Raw genomic sequence first — 25,106 nt, forward strand, 5'->3', positions numbered from 1 at the left:
GCGTCACTCCTTGGAGGTGGTCGGTGGGCCAGGGCGCGGCCCGGCGACGCCGAGCTCCTCGTCGAGCAGGTCGAAGATCTGGTCCGCCGTGGCGTCCGCGAGTCCGCTGGGGTCCTCGGCGGCGGGTCCCTGCTCGGTCCAGCTGGACAGCAGTCCCCGGAGCCGCTCGGTGACCCTGGCGCGGTCGTCGTCGCCCTCCGGCACCGCGGCGAAGGCCGTCGCCAGCCTGTCCAGTTCCCCGACCAGCCAGAGCGCCGACACGGAGGTGTTCTCGACGAGTTCGTCCCGCACGTGCTCGGCGAGGTCCTCCGGGGTCGGGTGGTCGAAGACCAGCGTCGCGGGTAGACGCAGACCCGTGACCGCGTTGAGCCGGTTGCGCAGCTCCACGGCGGTGAGTGAGTCGAAGCCGATGTCGAGGAAACCCCGCCCTCGCTCGATCGCCTCCGGTGAGGAGTGACCGAGCACCGCCGCGGCGGCCTCGACGACCACGGAGTAGGTGATGCGGTCGCGGTCCTCCTCGGAGGCCGAGGACAACCGCAGCCGCAGTTCCGACGCCGTGGTCGCCGGGACCTCGGTGCGGGGCCGCGCGGACACCGGGAGCAGGGGGCGCAGCAGCGGGGGAACCAGGTCGATGCTGACCTGTGCCCCGCTGGTCGCGGGACGGGCCACCAGCACGGCTGGCCCGTCCGCCTGGTCGACGGCGTCGAACAGGGCGGCGCCCTGCTCGGTGGACAGCGGGACGAGACCGGATCGGGCGAAACGGGCGATACCACCGGCATCGAGGTTGCCGAGCATGCCGCTCTCCGCCCACGGTCCCCAACCGAGGGACAGCGCGGGCAGCCCGGCGGCGGCACGGTGGTGCGCGAGGGCGTCGAGGAACGCGTTCGCGGCGGCGTAGTTGGCCTGACCGGGGCTGCCGAAGGTGGCGGCCGTCGAGGAGAAGAGGACGAACGCGGACAGGTCCAGGGACCGGGTGAGTTCGTGGAGGTGCCAGGCGGCGTCCGCCTTGGGTGCCAGCACCGTGCCGATCCGCCCCGGTGTCAACGAGGACAGGACACCGTCGTCGAGGACACCGGCCGTGTGCACCACGACCCGCAGGGGGTGCTCGTCACGGATACCGGCGAGGAGGCTGGCGACCTCGTTCCGGTCGCTGACGTCGCACGCGACGAACCGGGTCTCGGCCCCGAGGTCGGCCAGTTCGGCGGCCAGGTCCTCGGCACCGGGAGCGGCGGGCCCCTGGCGGCTGGCCAGCACCAGGTGCCGGGCGCCGCGCGCCACCATGCGCCGTGCCACGAGCCGGGCGAGTACTCCGCTGCCCCCGGTCACGAGCACGGTTCCCCCCGGGTCGACCGGTGCTGGTTCGGCTCCCGAGCCGCGCTTCCGGTTCAGCGCGGGTGCCCGGAGTTGGCCGCCGCGCAGCACCAGTTGTGGGTTCTCGCTGGCCACGGCGTGCGGGAGCGCCGCCACCGATTCCGGGGTGTCGTCGATGTCGATGATGGTGAGCCGGCCGGGGTGCTCCAGTTGGGCGGACCGCAGGAGCCCCCACAACGCGGCCTGCGCGAGGTCGGTGACCGTCTCGTCCGGACCGGAGGCGACACCGCCCCGTGTCAGCACGACCAGCGGGGTGCGGTCGAAGCCGTCATCGGCGAACCAGGCGAGCAGGAAGTCGAGGGCCGCGCTGGTGACGGCGTGGGTGGCGGTGAGGACGTCGCCGTCGGAGGCGAACTGGGTCACGACGGCGAAGTTGCCCGCGTCGCTGGCCACGTCGGCGAGTTCGGCGCACCTCGGCAGGTCGGCGTCGGGCAGGGTGGACCCGAGCAGGGTGACGGCGTTGGCCTCGGCTGGCGCGTCGACCGCGGTCCAGTCCAGCACGAACAGCGAATCCTGCCGGGACCGGCTGGCGTCGCCGAGCTGTGCGCCCGTCACCGGGCGCAGCACCAACGACTCGATCTCGGCGACCGGGCCGCCCGCCGCGTCGGCGAGGGTGAGTGCGACGGCGTCGCCAACCGCCCGGCTGATCCGCACCCGGAGCGCGCTGGCGCCGGGTGCGTGCAGGGTGACACCGTTCCAGGCGAAGGGGAGGCGGCCGGAGGTGGGCTCGTCGGGGTCGGCGAGGCCGATGCCGTGCAGCGCCGAGTCGAGCAGCGCCGGGTGCAGACCGAAACCGCCGCCGTCCTCGGTCGGGAGGGTCACGTCGGCGTAGACGTCGCCGCCGTGGGTCCAGGCCGAGGTAAGTCCCTGGAACACCGGTCCGTAGCCGTAGCCGAGCTCGACGAGCGCGTCGTAGAAGCCGTCAACGGGGACCGGTGTCGCCCCGGTGGGTGGCCACTCCGCGAGGGCACGTCCGCGTTGCGGGCTGGCGGGGGCGAGCGTACCGGCCGCGTGCCGCGTCCAGGGCTGGTCGTCGTCCTCGCGGCCGTGGATGGTGACGGGCCGTGCTCCCGTCTCGTCAGGGGGGCCAGCCCGCACCTGGAGCCGCACCGTTCCCTCGGCGGGCAGCACGAGTGGGGCCTCGATGGTCAGCTCGTCCAGTCGTGGGCAGCGGGCCTGGGCTCCGGCCTGGAGCGCCAGTTCGACGAAACCCGCGCCGGGGAAGACGACGGTCCCCAGGACGGCGTGGTCGGCGAGCCACGGGTGGGTGGCCAGGGAGAGGGAGCCGGTGCACAGCACGGCGTCCGCGTGCGCCTCGTCGACGACGCCGGTGAGCAGCGGGTGCCCGGTGGTCCCGAGCCCGGGTGGGCCGGCCGGGCCGGCCTGGCTCCGCAGCCAGAACCGTCCGGGTTCGAAGGCGTAGGTGGGCAGGGGGACGTGGGTCGCTCCGGACCTCGCGTAGTACGCGGCCCAGTCCACCGTTCCACCGGCGGCGTGGATGTTGGCGAGGGCGGTGACCACGGTACGGGGCTCGGCACGTTCCGGGCGGAGCGTGGGCACGAGGGTCAGGTCCTCGGTGTCCGGCAGGCAGTGGGAGGCGAGTCCGGTGAGGGTGCCGTCCGGGCCGAGTTCGACGAGGATGGTGACCCCGCGCTCGCGCGTGGCCAGTACGGCGTCGAGGAAGCGGACCGGGTCGGAGACCTGACGCGCCCAGTAGTCGGGATCGGCCAGTTCCCGAGTGGTGACCGGTGCTCCGGTGACCGTGGAGATGATCGGGATGGTCGGGGCCGCGAAGGGGAGACCAGCGGCGAACGCGCGGTACTCGTCCAGCATCGGCCGCATCCTCGGCGAGTGGAACGCGTGGCTGACGGGCAGCCGCCTCGTCCTGCGGCCCTGGGTGGCGAAGTGGTCGGCGACGGCGGCGACGGCCTCCTCGTCCCCGGACACCACCACGGTGGTGGGACCGTTGACGGCGGCGAGCGACACGTGCTCGGACAGCAGGGGCCGCACCTCGGCCTCGGTGGCCCGTACCGACACCATCGCGCCGCCCTCGGGCAGGGCGTCCATCAGCCGTGCCCTGGTCGCGACAAGCGCGGCTGCGTCGCTGAGGGACAGCACCCCGGCGACGTGGACGGCGGCCAACTCCCCGACGGAATGCCCGAGGAGGACGTCCGGGCGGACGCCCCAGGAGTGGAGGAGGCGGAACAGCGCCACCTCGACGGCGAAGAGGGCGGGCTGGGTGTGACGCGTCCGGTCCAGGCCCTCCCCGGTGAGGACGATGTCGGCGAGCGGCCGGTCGAGGTGCCGGTCGAGGTGGGCGCACACCTCGTCGAAGGCGTCGGCGAACACCGGGTAGGTGTCGTACAGCTCCCGGCCCATCGCTGGGCGCTGTGCTCCCTGGCCGGCGAAGAGGAAGGCCGTTCCCCCGGTCGTCGGGGTCCCGAGGACCACGTCGGCGGGTTGGGCGCCGTCGGCGAGCGCGGCGAGCGCCGCGACCTGCCCACCGTGGTCCTCGGAGAGGACCACCGCACGGTGCTCGAGGTGGGTTCGGGTGGTGGCCAGGGAGTAGGCGATGTCCAGTCCTGACCCCTCGCTGACGTGGGCGGCGAGACGACCCGCCTGGGCGCGCAGCGCGTTCGCGGTGCGACCGGACACCAGCCACGGGGTCAGGGCAGGCGGCCGCACGTCGCCGGACGGTGCCCGGTGTGAGGCGGGGGCCTGTTCGAGCACCGTGTGCACGTTCGTACCGCTCACGCCGAACGAGGACACCGCGGCACGCCGGGGCTCGTCGGTGTCCGGCCAGTCGACCTGGTCGGTGAGCAGGGACACCGCTCCGCTCGACCAGTCCACCCGGGTGGACGGCTGGTCGACGTGGAGGGTGCGGGGCAGGACACCGTGCCGCATCGCCAGCACCATCTTGATGACACCGGCGACCCCGGCCGCCGCCTGGGTGTGGCCGAGGTTCGACTTGACCGAGCCCAGCCGCAGGGGCCGGTCCGCGGGCCGGTCCCGGCCATAGGTCGCGAGCAGTGCCTGCGCTTCGATCGGGTCGCCGAGGGTGGTTCCGGTTCCGTGGCCCTCGACGACGTCCACCTGGGACGCCTCGAGCTGGGCGGCTGCCAGGGCCTGCCGGATCACCCTGCTCTGGGAGGGGCCGTTCGGCGCGCTCAGCCCGTTCGACGCGCCGTCGGAGTTGATGGCGGACCCCCGGACCACGGCGAGGACCTCATGGTGGTGGGCGCGGGCGGTGGACAGGCGTTCCACGACGAGCACGCCGACCCCCTCCGACCACCCGGTGCCGTCCGCGCTGTCCGCGAATGCCTTGCAGCGGCCGTCGGCGGCGAGGCCCCGTTGCCGGCTGAACTCGACGAACGTCCCGGGTGTCGCCATGACCGCGACGCCGCCGACCAGTGCCCGCTCGCACTCACCCCCTCGGAGGGCCTGCGCGGCGAGGTGCAGGGCGGCCAGGGAGGACGAGCAGGCGGTGTCGACGGTCAACGCCGGGCCTTCCAGGCCGAGCGTGTAAGCGACACGGCCGGAGAGGACCGCTGTCGCGGTCCCGGTCATGAGGTAGCCGGCGACCTCGTCCGGCAGGTCGGCGACGCCGTTGCCATAGCCCTGGGGGGAGGCCCCGACGAACACGCCGGTTCGGCTGCCCCGCAGGCTCCCCGGGGGGATGCCGGCCCGTTCGAGGGCCTCCCAGGAGAGTTCGAGGAGCAGTCGCTGTTGCGGGTCCATGGCGACGGCCTCGCGCGGGGAGATCCCGAAGAAGGCGGCGTCGAAGCGGGTGGCGTCGTCGAGGAAACCGCCCCGCGTGCTGTACGAGGTGCCGGGGACGTCGGGGTCGGGTCCGAACAGGCCGTCGACATCCCACCCTCGGTCGGTCGGGAACTCCCCGATCGCGTCTCCCCCGCTGGTCAGCATCTCCCACAGCTGTTCGGGGGACCGCACGCCTCCGGGGAAGCGGCAGCTCATGCCGACGATCACCACGGGGTCGTCGGTCCCGCCGACCACGCCGGCCGGAACCTCGGCGGCACCGTCGGTGTCCGCGCCGAAGGTCTCCGCGAGGAGGTGGCGGGCCACGGCCGCCGGCGTGGGGTGGTCGAAGACGAGGGTCGTGGGCAGGCGGAGACCGGTGGCGGCGCTGACCCGGTCGCGCAGGTCGACGGCGGTGATCGAGTCCAGACCCAGGTCGCGGAACGCGCGGTCGGCGGGCAGTTCGTCCGCATCGGTGTAACCGAGGGCCCGACCGGCCTCCGCTCGAACCAGGTCGAGCACGGCGACCGCGCGTTCCCGCGCCGGCAGGCCTTCCAGTTCCGTCCGCAGCCGTGACGTGCCGCTCGTGTCGATCTCGCCGACGTCGAGGACGTGGCGGACCTCGGGGAGATCCCCGATCAGCGGGCTCGGCCGGGCGACGGTGAAGGCGGGGGCGAACCGCTCCCAGTCGACGTCCACCACGGTCACGGTGGTCTCCCGGTGCGCGACGACCTGCCGGAGTGCCTGGACGGCCAGGTCGGGGGACATCGGGGACAGGCCTCGCCTGCCCAGGGCCGCGCCGACCTCCCCGTCGCTCATCCCGCCGCCGTCCCACACACCCCACGCGACCGAGGTGGCGGGGAGCCCCGCGGATCGCCGCCGGGCCGCGAGCGCGTCCAGATAGGCACCCCCGGCGGCGTAGGCCCCCTGCCCGCCACTTCCCCAGACGGCGGAGATCGACGAGAAGAGGATGAAAGCGTCGAGGTCGTCGTCGGCGAAGGCGGCGTCCAGGTTCGCGGCACCGAGGACCTTCCCGGTGACGATCCGGGCGAACTCGTCCGGGCCGGTGTCATCGATCGTGGTCAGCTGACGGACACCCGCCGTGTGGAGGACGGCGGTGATCGTCTCGCCGGCCCCGCGCAGAGCGGAGAGCAGGTCGGTGAGCGCGGCCCGATCGGCGACGTCGCAGGTGGCGATGGTGGTGCGGGCGCCCAGCGCGGCGAGTTCCTCGACCAGGTCCGCCGCTCCGGGTGCGTCAGCGCCGCGCCGGCTGGTGAGGACGAGGTGGTCGGCGCCCTCCCGGGCGAGCCAGCGGGCGAGGTGGCCGCCGATGGCGCCGGTGGCGCCCGTGATCAGCACGGTGCCGCGTGGTGCCCAGGGCTCCCCCGGGCCGTCCAGCCTGGCGGCGCGTCCCAGCCTGCGCGCGAACACCCCCGAGGTCCGCACGGCCACCTGGTCCTCCGCGCCACCGAGGACCCCGCAGACGCGGGTGAGGGCGCGTTCGTCGCAGGTCCGGGGCAGGTCGATCAGGCCGCCCCAGGTCCTGGCCAGTTCGACACCGGCGACGCGACCGTATCCCCAGGTCATCGCTTGAGCTGGGACGGGTGCTTCGTCCGACCGTCCCACGGACACGGCCGCCCGGGTGAGGCACCAGACGGGCGCGGTCCTGCCGACCGCCTTCACCAGCGCGTCGGTGGCGGCGAGTCCGGCGGGCACGGGCACGGCGTCGTCGGCCGTGAGAGCGAGGAAGGAGAGGATTCCGTCGGGCCGTGGAGCGTCACCGAGCTGGGCCGCGAGGAGGGCGGAGTCGGTCCCGGTGACCACGAGTGGCACGACGGTGGCGCCACGCCGGGTGAGGGCGCCTGCCAGTGCTTCGGCCGTCTGGTCCCCGGACTGTTCCGGGCCGGTGACGATCCACCACGTTCCGGTCAACACCGGATCGGTGTCGACGGCGATGGGCCGCCAGACCTCCCGGTAGCGCCACGACCCGATGGTGTCGTCCACCCGGCGACGACGGCGCCACGAGGACAGGGCGGGCAGCGCGGCCTCGATCGGTGTGGTGTCCTCGACGGCGAGCAGGTCGGCGAGCGCGCTCCGGTCCTCGCGTTCGACGGCGTCCCAGAACCGGGCGTCAACGGGATCGCTGTCCGGAGTGCTGGCGGAGTCCGATGTGGTGGGCCAGAAGCGCCGGTGTTGGAAGGCGTAGGTGGGCAGCGGGACCCGACGTGCCCCGCAGCCCCCGTAGTAGGCGGCCCAGTCCACGGGCATGCCCGTCACCCACAACGACGCCAACGCCCCCACCACCGTCTCCGGCTCGGGGCGGTCCCGGCGCAACACCGGAACGAACACACCCTCGGGGGCGCAGTCCTGCCCCATCGCCGAGAGCACCCCGTCCGGACCCAACTCCAGGAACCGGGACACCCCCACCCCGCCCAGCGCGGCCATGCCCTCGGCGAACCGGACCGTCTCCCGGACCTGCCGCACCCAGTACTCCGGGTCACACCACCCAGTCCCGGCCAGTGCACCGGTCACCGTGGACACCACCGGCACCACCGGCTCCCGGAACACCACCGAGGAGAGCACCGCCCGGTACTCCGCCAGCATCGGGTCCATCAACCCGGAATGGAAGGCATGGCTGACCCGCAACCACCGCACCCGACGGTCACCCAACCGGTCCACCACCCCGGCCACCGCCGAGCGCTCACCGGAGAGCACCACCGCCGTCGGGCCGTTCACCGCCGCCAGCGACACCCCCGCCCCCACCAACGGGATGACCTCGTCCTCGGTGGCCTCCACCGCCACCATCGCCCCACCCTCGGGTAGGGCCTGCATCAACCGGCCCCGTGCCGCCACCACCCGAGCGGCATCGGGCAGGTCCCACACCCCGGCCACGTGCGCCGCGGCCAGCTCCCCGATGGAATGACCCAGCAGGGAGTCCGGGACCACCCCCCAGGACTCGATCAACCGGAACAGGGCCACCTGCAGGGCGAACAACCCCGCCTGGGCGTACACCGTCTGATCCAGGACCCCACCATCGTCGTCGTGGAAGACGGTGTCGCGGATCGGGCGGTCGAGGTGCCGGTCGAGTTCGGCGCACACCGCGTCGAAGGCCTCGGCGAACACCGGGAACGCCTCGGCCAGTTCCCGGCCCATTCCGGGGCGTTGCGAGCCCTGACCGGTGAACAACACCGCAGTCAACCCGGCGGACGCGCTGCCCCGCACCGCACCCGACCCCAGGCCGGTGAGCTGCTCCCGGTCGAACACCACCGCACGATGCTCGAAGGACGTCCTGGTGGTGAGCGCGGCGCCGATGTCCACCGGCCGGGCGTCGGTGTCGGCGACGAACTCGAGGAGGCGTTCCTCCTGGGCCCGCAACGCCGCCGCGCTCCGCCCGGAGAGAACCCATGGCGACACCGGCGGGATGCCACCCGTGCCGCCAGGGAGCTCCTCGTCCGGTGCCTGCTCGAGGATCACATGGGCGTTGGTGCCGCTCATGCCGAACGAGGACACGCCAACGCGACGCGGTCTGCCCGTCACCGGCCACGTGGTCTCCTCGCCCAGCAGCGTGACGGCGCCCGCGCTCCAGTCGACGTGGGGGGTCGGGGTGTCGAGGTGCAGCGTTCTCGGCAGCATGCCGTGGTGCATCGCCTGCACCATCTTGATGACCCCGGCCATCCCCGCGGCGGCCTGGGTGTGCCCGATGTTGGACTTCACCGAACCCAGCAGCAGCGGCCGCTCCCGGTCCTGCCCGTAGGTGGCGAGCAGCGCCTGCGCCTCGATGGGATCGCCGAGGACCGTGCCGGTGCCGTGCGCCTCCACCGCGTCCACCTCGGACGGCGCGAGGCGGGCGTCGGCGAGAGCCCGCAGGATCACCCGTTGTTGCGCCGGGCCGTTGGGCGCGGTGAGCCCGTTGGACGCGCCGTCGGAGTTCACCGCCGACCCCCGGAGGACGGCGAGCACCGGATGGCCGTTCCGCCGCGCGTCCGCGAGCCGCTCGAGGAGGACGAACGCAGCGCCCTCGCCCCAGGAGGTGCCGTCGGCGGCCGCGGAGAACGGTTTGCAGCGTCCGTCGGCGGCGAGACCACCCTGGTCGTCGAATCCGAGGAACGCGGTGGGCGTGGACATCACACTCGCCCCGCCCGCGAGCGCGAGCCCGCACTCCTCCTTCCGGAGCGCGGCGGCGGCGAGGTGGAGCGCGACGAGGGAGGTGGAGCACGCGGTGTCGACGGAGACGGCGGCGCCTTCCAGCCCGAGGGAGTAGGCGATGCGGCCGGAGACGATGCTGGCGGCGTTGCCCGTCAGCGTGTGCCCCTCCGAGCCCTCCGGGGCCTGCCGGAGCACGCCAACGTAGTCCTGGCTGGCGGTGCCGGTGAACACGCCCGTGTTGGTGCCACGCAGCGACTCCGGGTCGATGCCGGCGCGCTCCAGGGTCTCCCAGGCAACCTCGAGCAGCAGCCGCTGCTGCGGGTCCATCGCGACGGCCTCACGCGGGGAGATCCCGAAGAAGGCGGCATCGAAATCGGCGACGTCGGTGAGGAAGCCCCCTTCACCGGAAGTGCTGAGTCCCGGTGGAACCGTCCACCCTCGGTCCTGGGGGAAGGGGGTGATCGCATCGGTCCCGGCGACCACCAGCCGCCACAGGTCCTCTGGCGTGCGGACGCCGCCAGGGAACCGGCAGGCCATCGCGACGATCGCGATCGGCTCGCGGTCACCGGCCTCCAGCTCCCGCACGCGTTGCCGGGTCTGGTGCAGTTCCGCGGAAACCCACTTCAGGTAGTCCCGCAGAGTTTCTTCGTTCGCCATTCAACCCCACCCGAGTCAGCCAGGACAGCACCTTCATCGCGGTTTCCCACGAGAGGCGGGATTGCCGGACACACCCGCCGGACAATGAATCCGGGAAACGCGACGACAAAATGCTCGTCGCGGTACCGGAACGTCCGGACCGAACCCCTATCGCGACCCTCTCCGAAGCTATTTGATGCCCCTGTGGGGCAACACCCCTAATGTCCGGCCCCCTCCCCCAGTCGGGCAGGGGGCCGGACCGGGGCTCAGGTGGCGCGGCCCAGCTCGTCGTTGATGAAGGACAGGATCTCGTCGTCGGACGCATCCTCCAGCTGGTCCACCACTCCGGGGCCGGTGACCTGCGGTGTCTCACCGGTCCACTTGGCGAGGAACGCCTGGAGCCGGACCGCGACCTTCGCCCGGGTGAGCTCGTCGGGTGCGGTGCCGGCCAGGCCGGCCTCCAGCTTGTCCAACTCGGCGAGCAGGCCGGCGGTGTCGTCGCCACCAGCCACCAGGTCGGTCTGCCGGAGGTACTCGACGACGGCCTCGGGGGTGGGGTAGTCGAACACCAACGTCGCCGGCAGGGACAACCCCGTGACCGCCGTCAACCGACCCCGCAACTCCACCGCGGTCAACGAATCGAAACCCATCTCCCGGAACGCCTGCCCCGACTCCACCCCCTCCACCGAGGCATGACCCAACACCCCCGCCGCCTCCGACCGCACCAACTCCACCAACAACCGCCGCTGCTCCTCCACCCCCATCCCCACCAGACGAGCCCGCAACACCGACGACTGCTCCTCATCCGGCTCACCACCACCCACCCGCTCCAACGCCGCCACCGCCACCGGCAACTCCCCGATCAACGGCCACACCCGCGACGCCGCGTACGCCGGAGCGAACCGCTCCCACTCCACCTCCGCCACCGCCACCACCACGTCACCCTCGACCACCGCCTGCCGCAACCCCACCACCGCCAACTCCGCCGGCATCGCCGGCAGACCATGCCGCAACAGGTGCTCCCCCGCAGCACCCTCAGCCATCCCACCCTCAGCCCAGGGACCCCACGCCACCGCCGTGGCCACCAACCCCCGCTGCCGACGCCGCACCGCCACCGCATCCAGATACGCGTTCGCCGCCGCGTAGGCACCCTGACCGCCACTACCCCAAATACTGGCGATCGAGGAGAACAACACGAACGCGTCCAACTCCCGACCAGCGAACACCGCGTCCAGGTTCGCCGCGCCCAGCACCTTGGCCCGCAGGACGTGAACGAACTCCTCCCCGGTGATCTCGGGCAACGGGGTCAACTGCCCGACCCCGGCGGTGTGGACCACCGCCCGCACCGGGCTGCCCCCGCTGTCCACCTCCGAGACCAACTCGGCCAAGGCCTGCCGGTCGGTCACGTCGCACCGGAGGACCTCGACGTCCACACCGGTGGCGGCCAGTTCCTCCCGCAACTCCACCGCGCCGGGCGCGGAGGGGCCCCGACGGCTGGCCAGCACGACCCGGTCCACACCGGCGCTGGTGGCCCACCGGGCCACGTGCGTGGCCAACGCCCCGGTGCCCCCGGTGATCAGGATGGTGTCCCGCAGGGCCAGTGCCGCACCGGGCCGGGTGGCGGGTGCGTGGACCAGGCGGCGGGCCAGGACCCCGGTGGGACGCAGGGCGATCTGGTCCTCGGTGCCGGTCAGGACCGTGCTGATCCGGTCCAAGGCCCGGTCGTCGAGGGTGGGGGGCAGGTCGATCAGGCCGCCCCACCGGCCGGGTTGTTCCAGGCCGATGACCCGGCCCAGGCCCCAGATCTGGGCCTGGACGGGGCTGTGGAGGGGGTCGGACGGGCCGGTGGAGACCGCTCCGGTGGTCAGGCACCACACGGGGCTGGGCCAGTCGGTGTCGTGCAGGGCCTGGGCCAGGGCCAGGGTGGTGATCAGTCCGGTGGGGATCTCGGGGAGTTCGGGCAGGCAGTCCTCGCTCATCCCGAGCAGGGACAGGATCCCGGCTGGTTCGGGGTGCTCGGCCAGGACAGCACCGAGTTCCCGGGTGAACCCGGCCCGGTCCAGCCCCGACTCCCCCACGGAGACCGGGACCACCCGGGCACCTCGTTCGGCCAGTCCGGTGACCACCGGGTGGGTGAGGAGCTCGGGAGTGCCGACCACCACCCACGTACCACTGATCTTCCTGGCATCGAAATCCACCTGCCGCCAGTCCACGCCGTACCGCCACCCGTCGACGACGGACAGTTCGCGGTGTTCCCGCCGCCAGGACGACAGTTTCGGCAGCACCTCACGCAACGGCTGGTCGCCGTCGAGGTCCAGGCCGTCGGCCAAGCCGGACAGGTCGGAACGGTCGACGGCCTCCCAGAACCGCACGTCCTCCTCGGAGGTGGTCCCGCCACCCTTCGTGGGAGATTCCACCGCGGCGGTGGGCCAGTAGCGTTCGCGTTGGAACGGGTAGGTGGGCAGGTCCACCAGGCGCGCGTTCGTCTCGGCGAGGTAGGCGGCCCAGTCCACGGGCATGCCCGTCACCCACAACGACGCCAACGCCCCCACCACCGTCTCCGGCTCGGGGCGGTCCCGGCGCAACACCGGAACGAACACGGCCTCGGGGGCACAGTCCTGCCCCATCGCCGAAAGCACCCCGTCCGGACCCAACTCCAGGAACCGGGACACCCCCAACTCCCGAGTCCGCTCCACGGCGGCACCGAACCGGACGGTCTCCCGGACCTGCCGCACCCAGTACTCCGGGTCACACCACCCAGTCCCGGCCAGTGCACCGGTCACCGTGGACACCACCGGCACCACCGGCTCCCGGAACACCACCGAGGCGAGCACCGCCCGGAACTCCGCCAGCATCGGGTCCATCAACTCGGAGTGGAAGGCGTGACTGACCCGCAACCACCGCACCCGACGGTCACCCAACCGGTCCACCACCCCGGCCACCGCCGAGCGCTCACCGGAGAGCACCACCGCCGCCGGGCCGTTCACCGCCGCCAGCGACACCCCCGCCCCCACCAACGGGATGACCTCGTCCTCGGTGGCCTCCACCGCCACCATCGCCCCACCCTCGGGTAGGGCCTGCATCAACCGGCCCCGTGCCGCCACCACCCGAGCGGCATCGGGCAGGTCCCACACCCCGGCCACGTGCGCCGCGGCCAGCTCCCCGATGGAATGACCCAGCAGGGAGTCCGGGACCACCCCCCAGGACTCGATCAACCGGAACAGGGCCACCTGCAGGGCGAACAACCCCGCCTGGGCGTACACCGTCCGATCCAGGACCCCAGCACCATCACCGTCGTCGTGGAAGACGGTGTTACGGATCGGGCGGTCGAGGTGCCGGTCGAGTTCGGCGCACACCGCGTCGAAGGCCTCGGCGAACACCGGGAACGCCTCGGCCAGTTCCCGGCCCATTCCGGGGCGTTGCGAGCCCTGACCGGTGAACAACACCGCGGACTTGCCCGGGGCGACCACCCCGCGCACCACCGACGGACCGGACAGGTCGGACAGCGCCGACGGGTCGAGCACGACCGCCCGATGCGGGTGCCGAGCCCGTCGGCTCAGCGAGTACCCGACGTCCACCGGGTCGGATGCCGAACCACCCACGCCCGACGACAGCCGGTCGGCCTGTGCCGTGAGAGCCCTGGCGGACTTCGCCGAGAGCACCCAGGGCACGACCGGCAGCGCCCTGGTCGCGGTCTCCGCCTCGACCACCGCCGGCGGAGCCGACTCCAGGATCACGTGGGCGTTGGTGCCACTGATCCCGAACGAGGACACCCCAGCACGCCTCGGCTCCCCCGTCTCCGGCCAGGCAGCCTGTTCGGTCAGCAGCGTCACCGCACCGGTGTCCCAGTTGACGTGGGACGACGGCTCCGCGGCGTGCAGGGTCCTGGGCAGGGTCGCGTGCCGCAGTGCCAACACCATCTTGATGATGCCCGCGACGCCCGCCGCGGCCTGGGTGTGGCCGATGTTGGACTTCACCGAACCCAGCAACAGGGGGCGCTCCCGGTCCTGGCCATAGGTGGCGAGCAGCGCCTGCGCCTCGATCGGGTCACCCAACGCGGTCCCGGTGCCGTGCCCCTCGACCACGTCGACCTGGTCGACGCGCAGTCCGGCGTTGGCCAGTGCCTGGCGGATCACCCGCTGCTGGGATGGACCGTTCGGCGCCATCAGGCCGTTCGAGGCCCCATCCGAGTTCACGGCGGAGCCCCGGACCACGGCGAGCACGGGGTGCCCGTGGCGACGGGCGTCCGAGAGGCGCTCCAGAGCCAGGACACCAACGCCCTCGCCCCAGGTGGTGCCGTCGGCGGAGTCGGAGTAGGCCTTGCACCGCCCGTCCGCGGCGAGGGCTCCCTGCCTGCCGAACTCGACGAACGCACCAGGCGTCGCCATCACGGTGACACCACCGGCCAGCGCGAGCGAGCACTCGCCCGCGCGCAGCGCCTGGGCGGCCAGGTGCAGTGCCACCAGGGAGGACGAGCACGCCGTGTCGACGGTGACCGCCGGACCCTCCAGACCGAAGGTGTAGGCCAGCCGCCCGGACATCACGCTCGCCGCGTTCCCGGTACCACCCTGGCCGCTGTCACCGTCGGCCGACTGGAAGAACAACGCACCGTAGTCCTGGCCGTTGGTGCCGGCGAAGACACCGGTCCTGCTCCCCCGCAACGACTCCGGGTCGATGCCGGCACGTTCGAACGCCTCCCACGACACCTCCAGCAGCAGCCGCTGCTGCGGATCCATCGCCAGGGCCTCACGAGGGGAGATGCCGAAGAAACCCGGGTCGAAGTTCCCCGCGTCAGCGAGGAAGCCGCCCCTGATCTCGGACGAGGTGCCCCAGGCCACCGGGTCCCACCCCCTGTTCTCCGGGGACGCCGTGATCGCGTCCCGCCCGTCGACCAGCAGGTCCCAGAGCAGTTCTGGGGAGGAAGCTCCGCCGGGGAAACGGCAGCTCATGCCGACGATGACGATCGGGTCGTCCACCACCGGCGCCCCTTCGGGGGTGACCTCCTCCACCTGCTCCTCGACCGCTCCCAGCAGCTCGCTCAGCAGGAACCGTGCCAGTGGTTCCGGAGCGGGGTAGTCGAAGATCATCGTGGCCGGCAGGGACAAGCCCGTTCCCCTGGTGAGCCGGTCCCGCAGCTCGACCGCCGCGAGTGAGTCGAATCCCATCTCCTTGAAGGCCGTCGATGCGTCAACCGGGTCTGCCGTGGCGTGACCGAGCACCGCGGCGGCCTCGGCCCGCACCAGCTCGACGAGCAGCTGGTGGCGTTCGGTCCCGGCCACCGACCGCAGGCGGTCACGCAGCCCGTTGTCCGTCGTCGCGACCTCGGGCTCTGGCGCGACCGCGCCCGGGATGTCGGCGAACAGCGTGCTGGGTCGCAGGGTGGTGAACGACGGAGCGAACCGGGTCCAGTCGACGTCGGCGACGATGAGGTGGGTCTCGTCACGGGACAGCGCCAACTCCATGGCTGCGATGGCTCGTTCCGGGGCCAGGGCGTTGAGGCCCCGCCGGTTCAGCTCGGCCTGGACCCCGCCGTCCGCCATGCCGCCTTCCGCCCACGGCCCCCAGGCGATGGACGTGGCTGGCAGCCCGGCCGCCCTGCGCGCTTCGGCGATGGCGTCGAGTGCGGCGTTCGCCGCCGAGTAGGCGGCCTGTCCTCCGCCGCCCCACACCCCGGCAATGGAGGAGAAGAGCACGAACGCGTCGAGCGAGCCGCCGTCGAACACTTCGGCCAGGTTGCCGGCCCCGACGACCTTGGCGGACAACGCCTCGGAGAGCCCGTCGGCGTCCAGCTCGGCCAGGGACCCCATCGGGGCCGCACCAGCGGCGTGCACGATCACCCGCACGTCACTGAGCGTGCCAGCGAGACGAGCGAGCGCGTCCCTGTCGGTGACATCGCACTCCGCGACCACCGCCGGCACGCCCAGTTCGCCGAGTTCGGCGCACAGTTCCTCGGCTCCCGGGCTGGCCATGCCACGCCGGCTGGTCAACACGACCCGATCGGCGCCACTCCGGGCGGCCCACCGTGCCGTGTGCGCACCCAGTGCCCCGGTTCCTCCGGTAATGAGGACCGTGCCGCGCGGTGCCCAGCTACCGGTTCCACCGGCGGGTGCGGGTACCACTCGCCGGGCCAGCACTCCGGACGAACGGACTGCTACCTGGTCCTCACCGAGCCCGGCGAGGACCGCGCACACCCGGGTGAACGCTCGCTCGTCAGGAGTCTCCGGGAGGTCGATGAGACCGCCCCAGCGGGTCGGCATCTCGAGAGCGGCGACGCGACCGAGCCCCCACACCTGTGCCTGGCCCACGTCACGCAGCGGGTCGGAGCGTCCGGTGGACACCGCACCCCCGGTGAGGCACCACAGTGGCGCGTGCACACCGGCGAGCTCCAACGCCCGGAGCAGACCCGTCGTGGTCCGGGCGTCGGTGGCGGTCAGGGCCAGGACGCCGGACGGATTGGTGGGCAGCGGCCCGTCGAGATCGGCGACGGTGACCACGTCCGCTCCGGCAGTGGTCATCGTCGCGACGAGTGGGTGTTCCTCCGGACCGATCACGAGCCAGGTTCCGGAGAGGTGGACCGGTCCCGTACCGCGCACGGGACGCCAGGTGACCTGGTACCGCCAGGAGTCGACGGTGGACAGGTCGAGGGTCCGACGCCGCCACGAGGACAGGACCGGCAGCACCGCGCTGAGGGTTTCCTGGTCGGGGACGTCGAGGGTGTCCGCGAGGCCGCTGAGATCAGCGCTGTCCACCGCGTTCCAGAACCGCGACTCGGTGTCGGTCCGCTGCCAGGGAGAACGCGGGGCGGGCGTCGGCCAGTAGCGTTCGTGTTGGAAGGCGTAGGTGGGCAGCGGAACCCGACGTGCCCCACACCCCGCGTAATAGCCGGCCCAGTCGACCTCGGTCCCGTGGACGAACACCCGCGCCAACGCCCCCACCACCGTCTCCGGTTCGGGGCGGTCCCGGCGCAACACCGGAACGAACACTGCGTCGGGGGCGCAGTCCTGCCCCATCGCCGAGAGCACCCCGTCCGGACCCAACTCCAGGAACCGGGACACCCCCACCCCGTCCAGCGCGGCCATGCCCTGGGCGAACCGGACCGTCTCCCGGACCTGCCGCACCCAGTACTCCGGGTCACACCACCCAGTCCCGGCCAGTGCACCGGTCACCGTGGACACCACCGGCACCACCGGCTCCCGGAACACCACCGAGGAGAGCACCGCCCGGTACTCCGCCAGCATCGGGTCCATCAACCCGGAATGGAAGGCGTGACTGACCCGCAACCACCGCACCCGACGGTCACCCAACCGGTCCACCACCCCGGCCACCGCCGAGCGCTCACCGGAGAGCACCACCGCCGTCGGGCCGTTCACCGCCGCCAGCGACACCCCCGCCCCCACCAACGGGATGACCTCGTCCTCGGTGGCCTCCACCGCCACCATCGCCCCACCCTCGGGTAGGGCCTGCATCAACCGGCCCCGTGCCGCCACCACCCGAGCGGCATCGGGCAGGTCCCACACCCCGGCCACGTGCGCCGCGGCCAGCTCCCCGATGGAATGACCCAGCAGGGAGTCCGGGACCACCCCCCAGGACTCGATCAACCGGAACAGGGCCACCTGCAGGGCGAACAACCCCGCCTGGGCGTACACCGTCCGATCCAGGACCCCAGCACCATCATCGTCGTGGAAGACGGTGTTACGGATCGGTCGGTCGAGGTGCCGGTCGAGTTCGGCGCACACCGCGTCGAAGGCCTCGGCGAACACCGGGAACGCCTCGGCCAGCTCCCGGCCCATTCCGGGGCGTTGCGAGCCCTGACCGGTGAACAACACCGCCAACCGACCCGGGGCGGCACTGCCCTGGATGACCTCGTCACCGAGGACGATCGCCCGGTGGTCGAACACGGCTCGGCCGGTGGCCAGGGAGTAGCCCACGTCCACCGGATCCGGACCGGTGGTCTCCACGTGGGTACGGATCCTGTCGACCTGCGCGGTCAGGGCCTGCTCGGACTTGGCCGAGACCACCCACGGGGTCACCGGTAGGGACCTCGTCGACAGGTCGGTGAGGGTGAGGACGTCCACCTGACCGGGAAGGCACGCCCGCGCCATCCCCGTCAGGACATCGCCCGGCCCCACCTCGACGAGCTTCGTCGCGCCCGTCGCCAGGACCGCGTCCCGGAAACGGACGGTCTCCCGAGCGTTGCGCACCCAGTAGTCGGGGTCGCGCATCTCGTCCGTCACCAGGGACCCGGTGACCGACGAGGCGATCGGGATGCTCGGCGTCCTCGCCGTGACGCTCGCGACGACAGCGTGGAACTCGTCGAGCATGCCGTCCACCAGCGCGGAGTGGAAAGCGTGGCTGACCCGCAGACGGGTTGACTTCCTCCCGTCGAACCGCGCGACCACCGAGACGACGGCGTTCTCCTCCCCGGACAGGACGACCGAGTTCGGTCCGTTGACCGCCGCGAGGGACACACCTTCACCCAACAGTGGGGTGACCTCGTCCTCAGTGGCCCGCAGGGCGATCATCGCGCCGCCCTCAGGAAGCGCCTGCATCAGACGCCCCCTGGCCGCGACGACGCGGGCTGCGTCGGCCAGGTCCCACACCCCCGCGACGTGCGCCGCGGCCAGTTCGCCGATCGAGTGGCCGAGGAGGACGTCGGGCGCGAGATCGCGGTGGGCCAGCAGGCGGAACAGGGCGACTTCCAGCGCGAACAACCCCGCCTGCGTGTACACGGTCCGGTCGAGCGCCTCGGCATCGCCGAACACCACCTCGCGCAGCGGCCGGTCGAGGTGCCGGTCGAGTTCGGCGCACACCTCGTCGAAGGCCTCGGCGAACACCGGCTCCGCCTCGTACAGCTCCCGGCCCATGCCCGCCCGCTGCGAGCCCTGCCCGGAGAAGAGGAACACGGTCGTTCCGCTGGTGGGAGCCTGTTCGAGGATCACGTGGGCGTTGGTGCCGCTGATTCCGAAGGACGACACCCCCGCACGGCGCGGCCGGTTCTCCTCCGGCCACCGCACCTGGTCGGTGAGCAGCCGCACGGCCCCCGTCGACCAGTCGACCTGGGGTGTCGGCTCGTCGACGTGCAGGGTCCTGGGCAGCATGCCGTGCCGCATGGCCTGCACCATCTTGATGACACCGGCCACGCCGGCGGCGGCCTGGGTGTGGCCGATGTTCGACTTGATCGACCCCAGCCACAACGGCCGGTCCGCCGGCCGGTCCTGCCCGTAGGTCGCCAACAACGCCTGCGCCTCGATCGGGTCACCCAACGCGGTGCCCGTCCCGTGCGCCTCCACCACGTCCACCTCGGACGCCGACAACCGCGCGTTCGCCAACGCCTGCCGGATCACCCGCTGCTGCGACGGACCGTTCGGCGCCGTCAACCCGTTGGACGCACCATCGGAGTTCACAGCCGAACCGCGCAGGACGGCGAGAACCGGATGACCGTTGCGCCGCGCGTCGGACAGCCTTTCCACGAGGAGCATGCCGACGCCCTCACCCCAGCTCGTGCCGTCCGCACCCGCCGCGAAGGACTTGCAGCGGCCGTCGGGAGCCAGGCCACGCTGCCTGCTGAACTCGACGAAACTGCCCGGGGTCGACAGCACGGTCGCCCCACCGGCGAGAGCCATCGTGCACTCCCCCAGTCGCAGTGACTGGGCGGCGAGGTGCAACGCGACCAGGGACGACGAGCACGCCGTGTCGACGGTGACGGTCGGCCCCTCCAGGCCGAAGGTGTAGGCGACGCGCCCGGAGACGACGCTGCCGGCCGTTCCGGTGGCCAGGTACCCCTCGACGTGTTCCGCCGACAGCGCGAGCTGCGAGGCGTAGTCGTGGTACATGACGCCGGCGAAGACCCCCGTCTGGCTGCCCCGCAACGACGTGGGGTCGATCCCCGCCGACTCGACGGCCTGCCAGGACGCCTCCAGCAGCAGCCGCTGCTGCGGGTCCATGGCCATCGCCTCCCGAGGCCCGATCTCGAAGAAGCCCGGGTCGAACTCGGCGGCGTCGTGCAGGAACCCACCCTCGGTGGTGTAACTGGTACCCGGATTGTCCGGGTCCGGGTCGAACAACCGGTCCAGATCCCAGCCGCGGTCGCCGGGGAGCGGGGTGATCCCGTCGCCGCCATCGCGGAGGAGATCCCACAGCTCGTCCGGGGTACCGACTCCACCCGGGTACCGGCAGGACATGCCCACGATCGCGATGAGGTCGTCGTCGGACTCGCCCGCAGTGATCGCCGGGGGAGCCGGGAGCACGGCGGCGGCGTCCCCAGCGATCTCGGCCCGGATGTGCTCGGCGAGGACGGTAGCCGTCGGGTAGTCGAACACCAGGGTCGCCGGCAACCGCAACCCCGTCACCGCGTTCAACCGGTTCCGCAGCTCCACCGCCGTCAACGAGTCGAAACCCAGATCGCTGAAGGCGTGGTGCGGTTGGACGGCCGCTCCCGATGCGTGACCGAGGACGCCAGCGACCTGGTCACGGACCAGGTCGAGCACAACGGCGACCTGATCGGGTGCGGTCAGCCCTGCCAGCCGGGCGGCGAGCCCAGGTCCGGATTCGGCGACGGCCCGCCGTGCCGGTGCCCGCACCAGCCCCCGCAGCATCGGGGGCACGCCCCCGGCCCCGACCTGGACCCGCAACCGGGGCAGGTCCAACACCACCGGCACCACCACAGACCGGTCCACACCCCAGGCCGCGTCGAACAACGCCAGCCCCTGCTCCACCGTCAACGCCGGGAACCCCGCCCCGGCCATCCGCTGGGCATCCCCAGCCATCCCACCCTCAGCCCACAACCCCCACGCCAACGACTGACCCGCCAACCCCAGGCCACGCCGGTACTGGGCCAGACCATCCAGGAACGCGTTCGCCGCCGCGTAATTGCCCTGCCCAGGAGAACCCAGCACCCCGGCCACCGACGAGAACACCACGAACATCGCCAGGTCCAGACCCCGGGTCACCTCATGCAGGTTCCACGCGCCCTCCACCTTCGGACGCAACACCGCATCGAACCGCTCCGGGGTCAACGACGACACCATCGCGTCATCGAGCACCCCCGCGGTGTGCACCACACCCACCAACGGATGCTCCGACCCGATCCCGGCCACCACCTCAGCCACCGCGTCCCGATCGGCCACGTCACAGGCCACCGTGCGGACCTCGGCATCGAGCTCACCCACACCACCGTCACCGCCGCTGCGGCTGAGCAGCACCAGGTGCCGCACCCCGTACCGCTCGACCAGGTGCCGGGCCACCAACCCGCCCAGCACACCACTGGCACCGGTGACCAACACCGTGCCCCCCTCGGGGAGCGGTTCCCCCGGTTCCGGGGCCACCCGGGCCAGCCGGGGTGCCAGCAGCCGACCGTCACGGACGGCCAGCTGCGGTTCTCCGGCCACCAACTCCGGAAGCTCCACACCCTCGGAGTCGGTGTCGGGGTCGAGGTCAACCAGCACGAACCGGCCCGGGTTCTCCGACTGGGCCGTGCGCACCAGACCCCACACCGCGGCCTGGGTCAGGTCCCGACCGTCGGTGGCACCCCGGGTCACCACGACCCGCACCCGATCGTCGTCGGTGTCCCGCACCAGGGCCAGCGCCTCGGCCAACCGTTCCCGCACCTCACCACCCGGCGGCAACGACACGACCTGGTGGTCACCGGTCAGGGCCTCACCCGACACCGGGACCCACTCGATCCCGTACAGCCCGTCCTGACGCCCGGACACCGGCACGAACGGCCGCAACACCAGGGAATCCACCGCCGCCACCGGCTGGCCGACACCATCGGCCACCAGCAACGAGAACCCGGAACCAGCACGGGAGATCCGCACCCGGGCCGTGGTCGCACCGACGGCGAACACCGACACACCCGACCACGCGAACGGCAGCCCGCCTTCGCCATCGAACAACGCCACACCGTGCAGGGCCGCGTCCAACAGGGCCGGGTGCACCCCGAACCCGTCGACCGCGACATCCACCGGCAGGGCGACCTCGGCGAACACCTCGTCCTCACCAAGACGCCAGGCCCGACGCAGCCCCTGGAACACCGGACCGTACTCGTACCCGCCACGGGCAAGGCTCTCGTACAAGTCCTCGACCTCGATCGGAGCCGCGCCTTCCGGTGGCCACACCGACAGTTCCTCGGTGACAGCACGGGCGGACAGCGCCAGCGAGCCGCTGGCATGCCGGGTCCACAGGTCCTCGTCGCCCTCAGCCGGAGCCGAGTACACCGCGACCGTGCGACGGCCGGACTCGTCCTCCCCCGACACCGCGACCTGCACGGTGACGGCGGTACCCGCCGGAAGGACCAATGGCGCCTCGATCGTCAGCTCGTCCAGAAGCGCGTATCCGACCCGTTCCGCGGCGGCCAGGGCCAGTTCGACGAACGCGGTCCCCGGCAGCAGGGCGGAACCGGAGATCGTGTGCTCGCCGATCCAGGGGTGCGTCTCACCCGACAGGAGACCGGTGAGCACCACACCGTCACCGCCAGCCAGACCGACCTCGGAGACGATCATCGGATGGTCGACAGCCCGCAGACCCGCGGCCGTCACGTCCTGGCCACGGCCACCGGTCGCCTTCAACCAGTAGCGCTGCCGTTGGAAGGCATAGGTCGGCAGGTCGACGACACGGGGTCCCTCACCCGTGAACACCGCGGTCCAGTCCACCGCGACGCCCCGGGTGTGCGCCTCGGCCAGGGCGAACCAGAACGACTCCGGCCGCTGGCCCAGATCGACCCGAACCGGCACGCCGTCAACGGCCTGGTCCAGGGAGTGGACTGGGATGTCCGACCCGGTGGTGCTGACGGCGTTCTCCCCGGCCACGACGAGCCGGGCGGCTTCCGCCAGATCGAGTCCGCCTGCGACGACCGCCGCGGCGACCGCGCCCACCCCATCGCCGGCGACCGAGACGGGTCGGACGCCACAGGCACGCCACACCTCGGCCAACGACACCATGGCCGCCCACTGGCCGGAACGGGCGACATCGGGGCGCGTGGGTTCGGGAGCGTCGGCACGGAAGCGCGACACGTCCTGGAGTGACCAGTCCGCGTGTTCCGCGAGCGCGGCGGCGCATTCGTCGAACCGTGTCGCGAAGACCGGCGAGGCCGCCAGGAGGTCCGACGTGGTGGCCAGCCACTCCTCCGGCCGGTCCCGGAAGACGAACACCGCGTTGGCCTCCGACACCATCGCGGCACCGGTGACGACGGCGTCGTGCGTCGCACCGGCCGAGAGCGCGGCGAGCGCGGCCCGGAACTCCGTGAGCTCGTTGGCGACGACGACCGCGCGGTGTTCGAACCGCGCCCGACCGAGGGCCAGCGAGTGCCCGACAGCACCAGGGTCGAAGTGCTCCTCCCCCTCGAGGTGGCCCAGCAGACGCGCCGCCTGCGCGGTGAGCGCGGCCGGGGACTTCCCGGAGAGGACCCAGGGAACCGTGGGAGTGGTGATCACGGGCTCGCCCTCGTTGGGAGGAGCGTCACCGGTGAACTGCTCGATGATGACGTGGGCGTTGGTGCCGCTGATCCCGAACGAGGACACAGCGGCCCGTCGGGCACGACCGGTCTCCGGCCAGGACACCGGCTCCCGCACCAGATCCACCGCACCCGATTCCCAATCCACCTCACGACTGGGCTCATCCACGTGCAACGTCGCCGGCACCACCCCATGCCGCATCGCCTGCACCATCTTGATCACACCCGCCACCCCCGCGGCGGCCTGCGTGTGACCCAGGTTCGACTTCACCGAACCCAACAACAACGCCCGATCCCGATCCCGCCCATACGTGGCCAACAACGCCTGCGCCTCGATCGGATCACCCAGCGTCGTCCCGGTACCGTGCGCCTCCACCACATCAACGTGCTCCGGGGCCACCCGGGCGTTGGCCAGGGCCTGCCGGATCACCCGCTGCTGCGAGGGACCGTTCGGCGCGGTCAACCCGTTGGACGCCCCGTCCTGGTTGACCGCCGTGCCCCGCACCACCGCCAACACCGGATGCCCCAGCCTGCGGGCATCCGAGAGCTTCTCCACCAACAGGACACCGACACCCTCGGACCACCCGGTCCCGTCCGCCGAGGCCGAGAACGACTTGCACCGGCCGTCACCCGCGAGACCGCCCTGACGGGTGAACTCGGCGAAGGTCGCGGGAGTGGCCATCACGGTCACTCCCCCGGCCAGGGCCATCGTGCACTCCCCGGACCGCAGGGCCTGCACGGCCAGGTGCAGGGCCACCAACGACGAGGAACACGCCGTGTCCACCGTCAACGTCGGACCCTCGAACCCGAACGTGTAAGCGACCCGACCGGACAGCACACTGCCCGAGTTGCCCATCCCCATGAAGGCTTCGACACCGTCCGGTATCTGGGCCACGTCGATGCCGTAGTCGTGGTACATGAGACCGGCGAAGACACCGGTCCTGCTGCCCTTGAGACCGGTGGGGTCGACACCAGCCCTTTCGAAGGCCTCCCACGAGGCCTCCAGCAGCAGCCGCTGCTGCGGGTCCATCGCCAAGGCCTCACGCGGCGAGATCCCGAAGAACGCCGGATCGAACTCGGCGGCGTCCGCGAGGAACCCGCCGAACCCGTCGACACCCCACCCCCTGTCCTGGGGGAAGGGGCCGATGGCGTCACCGCCAGCCGCGACCAGGTCCCACAGTTCGTCCGGGTTCGACACGCCCCCCGGGTAACGGCAGGACATCCCCACGATCGCGATCGGCTCGTCGGTCCCGACCCCCGTGGCCACCACGGTCTCCACCGCAGCCCGAGTCCCGACCAACTCACCCACCACGAACTCGGCCAACACCGCCGGGGTCGGGTAGTCGAACACCAGGGTCGCCGGCAACCGCAACCCCGTCACCGCGTTCAACCGGTTCCGCAGCTCCACCGCCGTCAACGAGTCGAAACCCAGATCGCTGAAGGCGTGGTGCGGTTGGACGGCCGCTCCCGATGCGTGACCGAGGACGCCAGCAACCTGGTCACGGACCAGGTCGAGCACAACGGCGACCTGATCGGGTGCGGTCAGCCCTGCCAGCCGGGCGGCGAGCCCAGGTCCGGATTCGGCGACGGCCCGCCGTGCCGGTGCCCGCACCAGCCCCCGCAGCATCGGGGGCACGCCCCCGGCCCCGACCTGGACCCGCAACCGGGGCAGGTCCAACACCACCGGCACCACCACAGACCGGTCCACACCCCAGGCCGCGTCGAACAACGCCAGCCCCTGCTCCAC

The 25,106-nt window shown here is 72.2% G+C and carries 1 protein-coding gene and 1 pseudogene; both read right to left on the minus strand.

Going from position 1 to position 25,106, the window contains the following annotated elements:
- Window positions 1-3: 3 nt before the first annotated feature.
- Window positions 4-9,918 (minus strand): annotated as a pseudogene (locus G443_RS04380) (type I polyketide synthase); the annotation flags it as partial.
- 257 nt (window positions 9,919-10,175) lie between these two features.
- Window positions 10,176-25,106, minus strand: a complete 14,931-nt coding sequence (locus tag G443_RS04385) for a type I polyketide synthase (protein ID WP_253860292.1) — start codon at window positions 25,104-25,106, stop codon at window positions 10,176-10,178.

This window comes from Actinoalloteichus caeruleus DSM 43889 (genome assembly GCF_000429185.2).
Lineage (GTDB): Bacteria > Actinomycetota > Actinomycetes > Mycobacteriales > Pseudonocardiaceae > Actinoalloteichus_B > Actinoalloteichus_B caeruleus.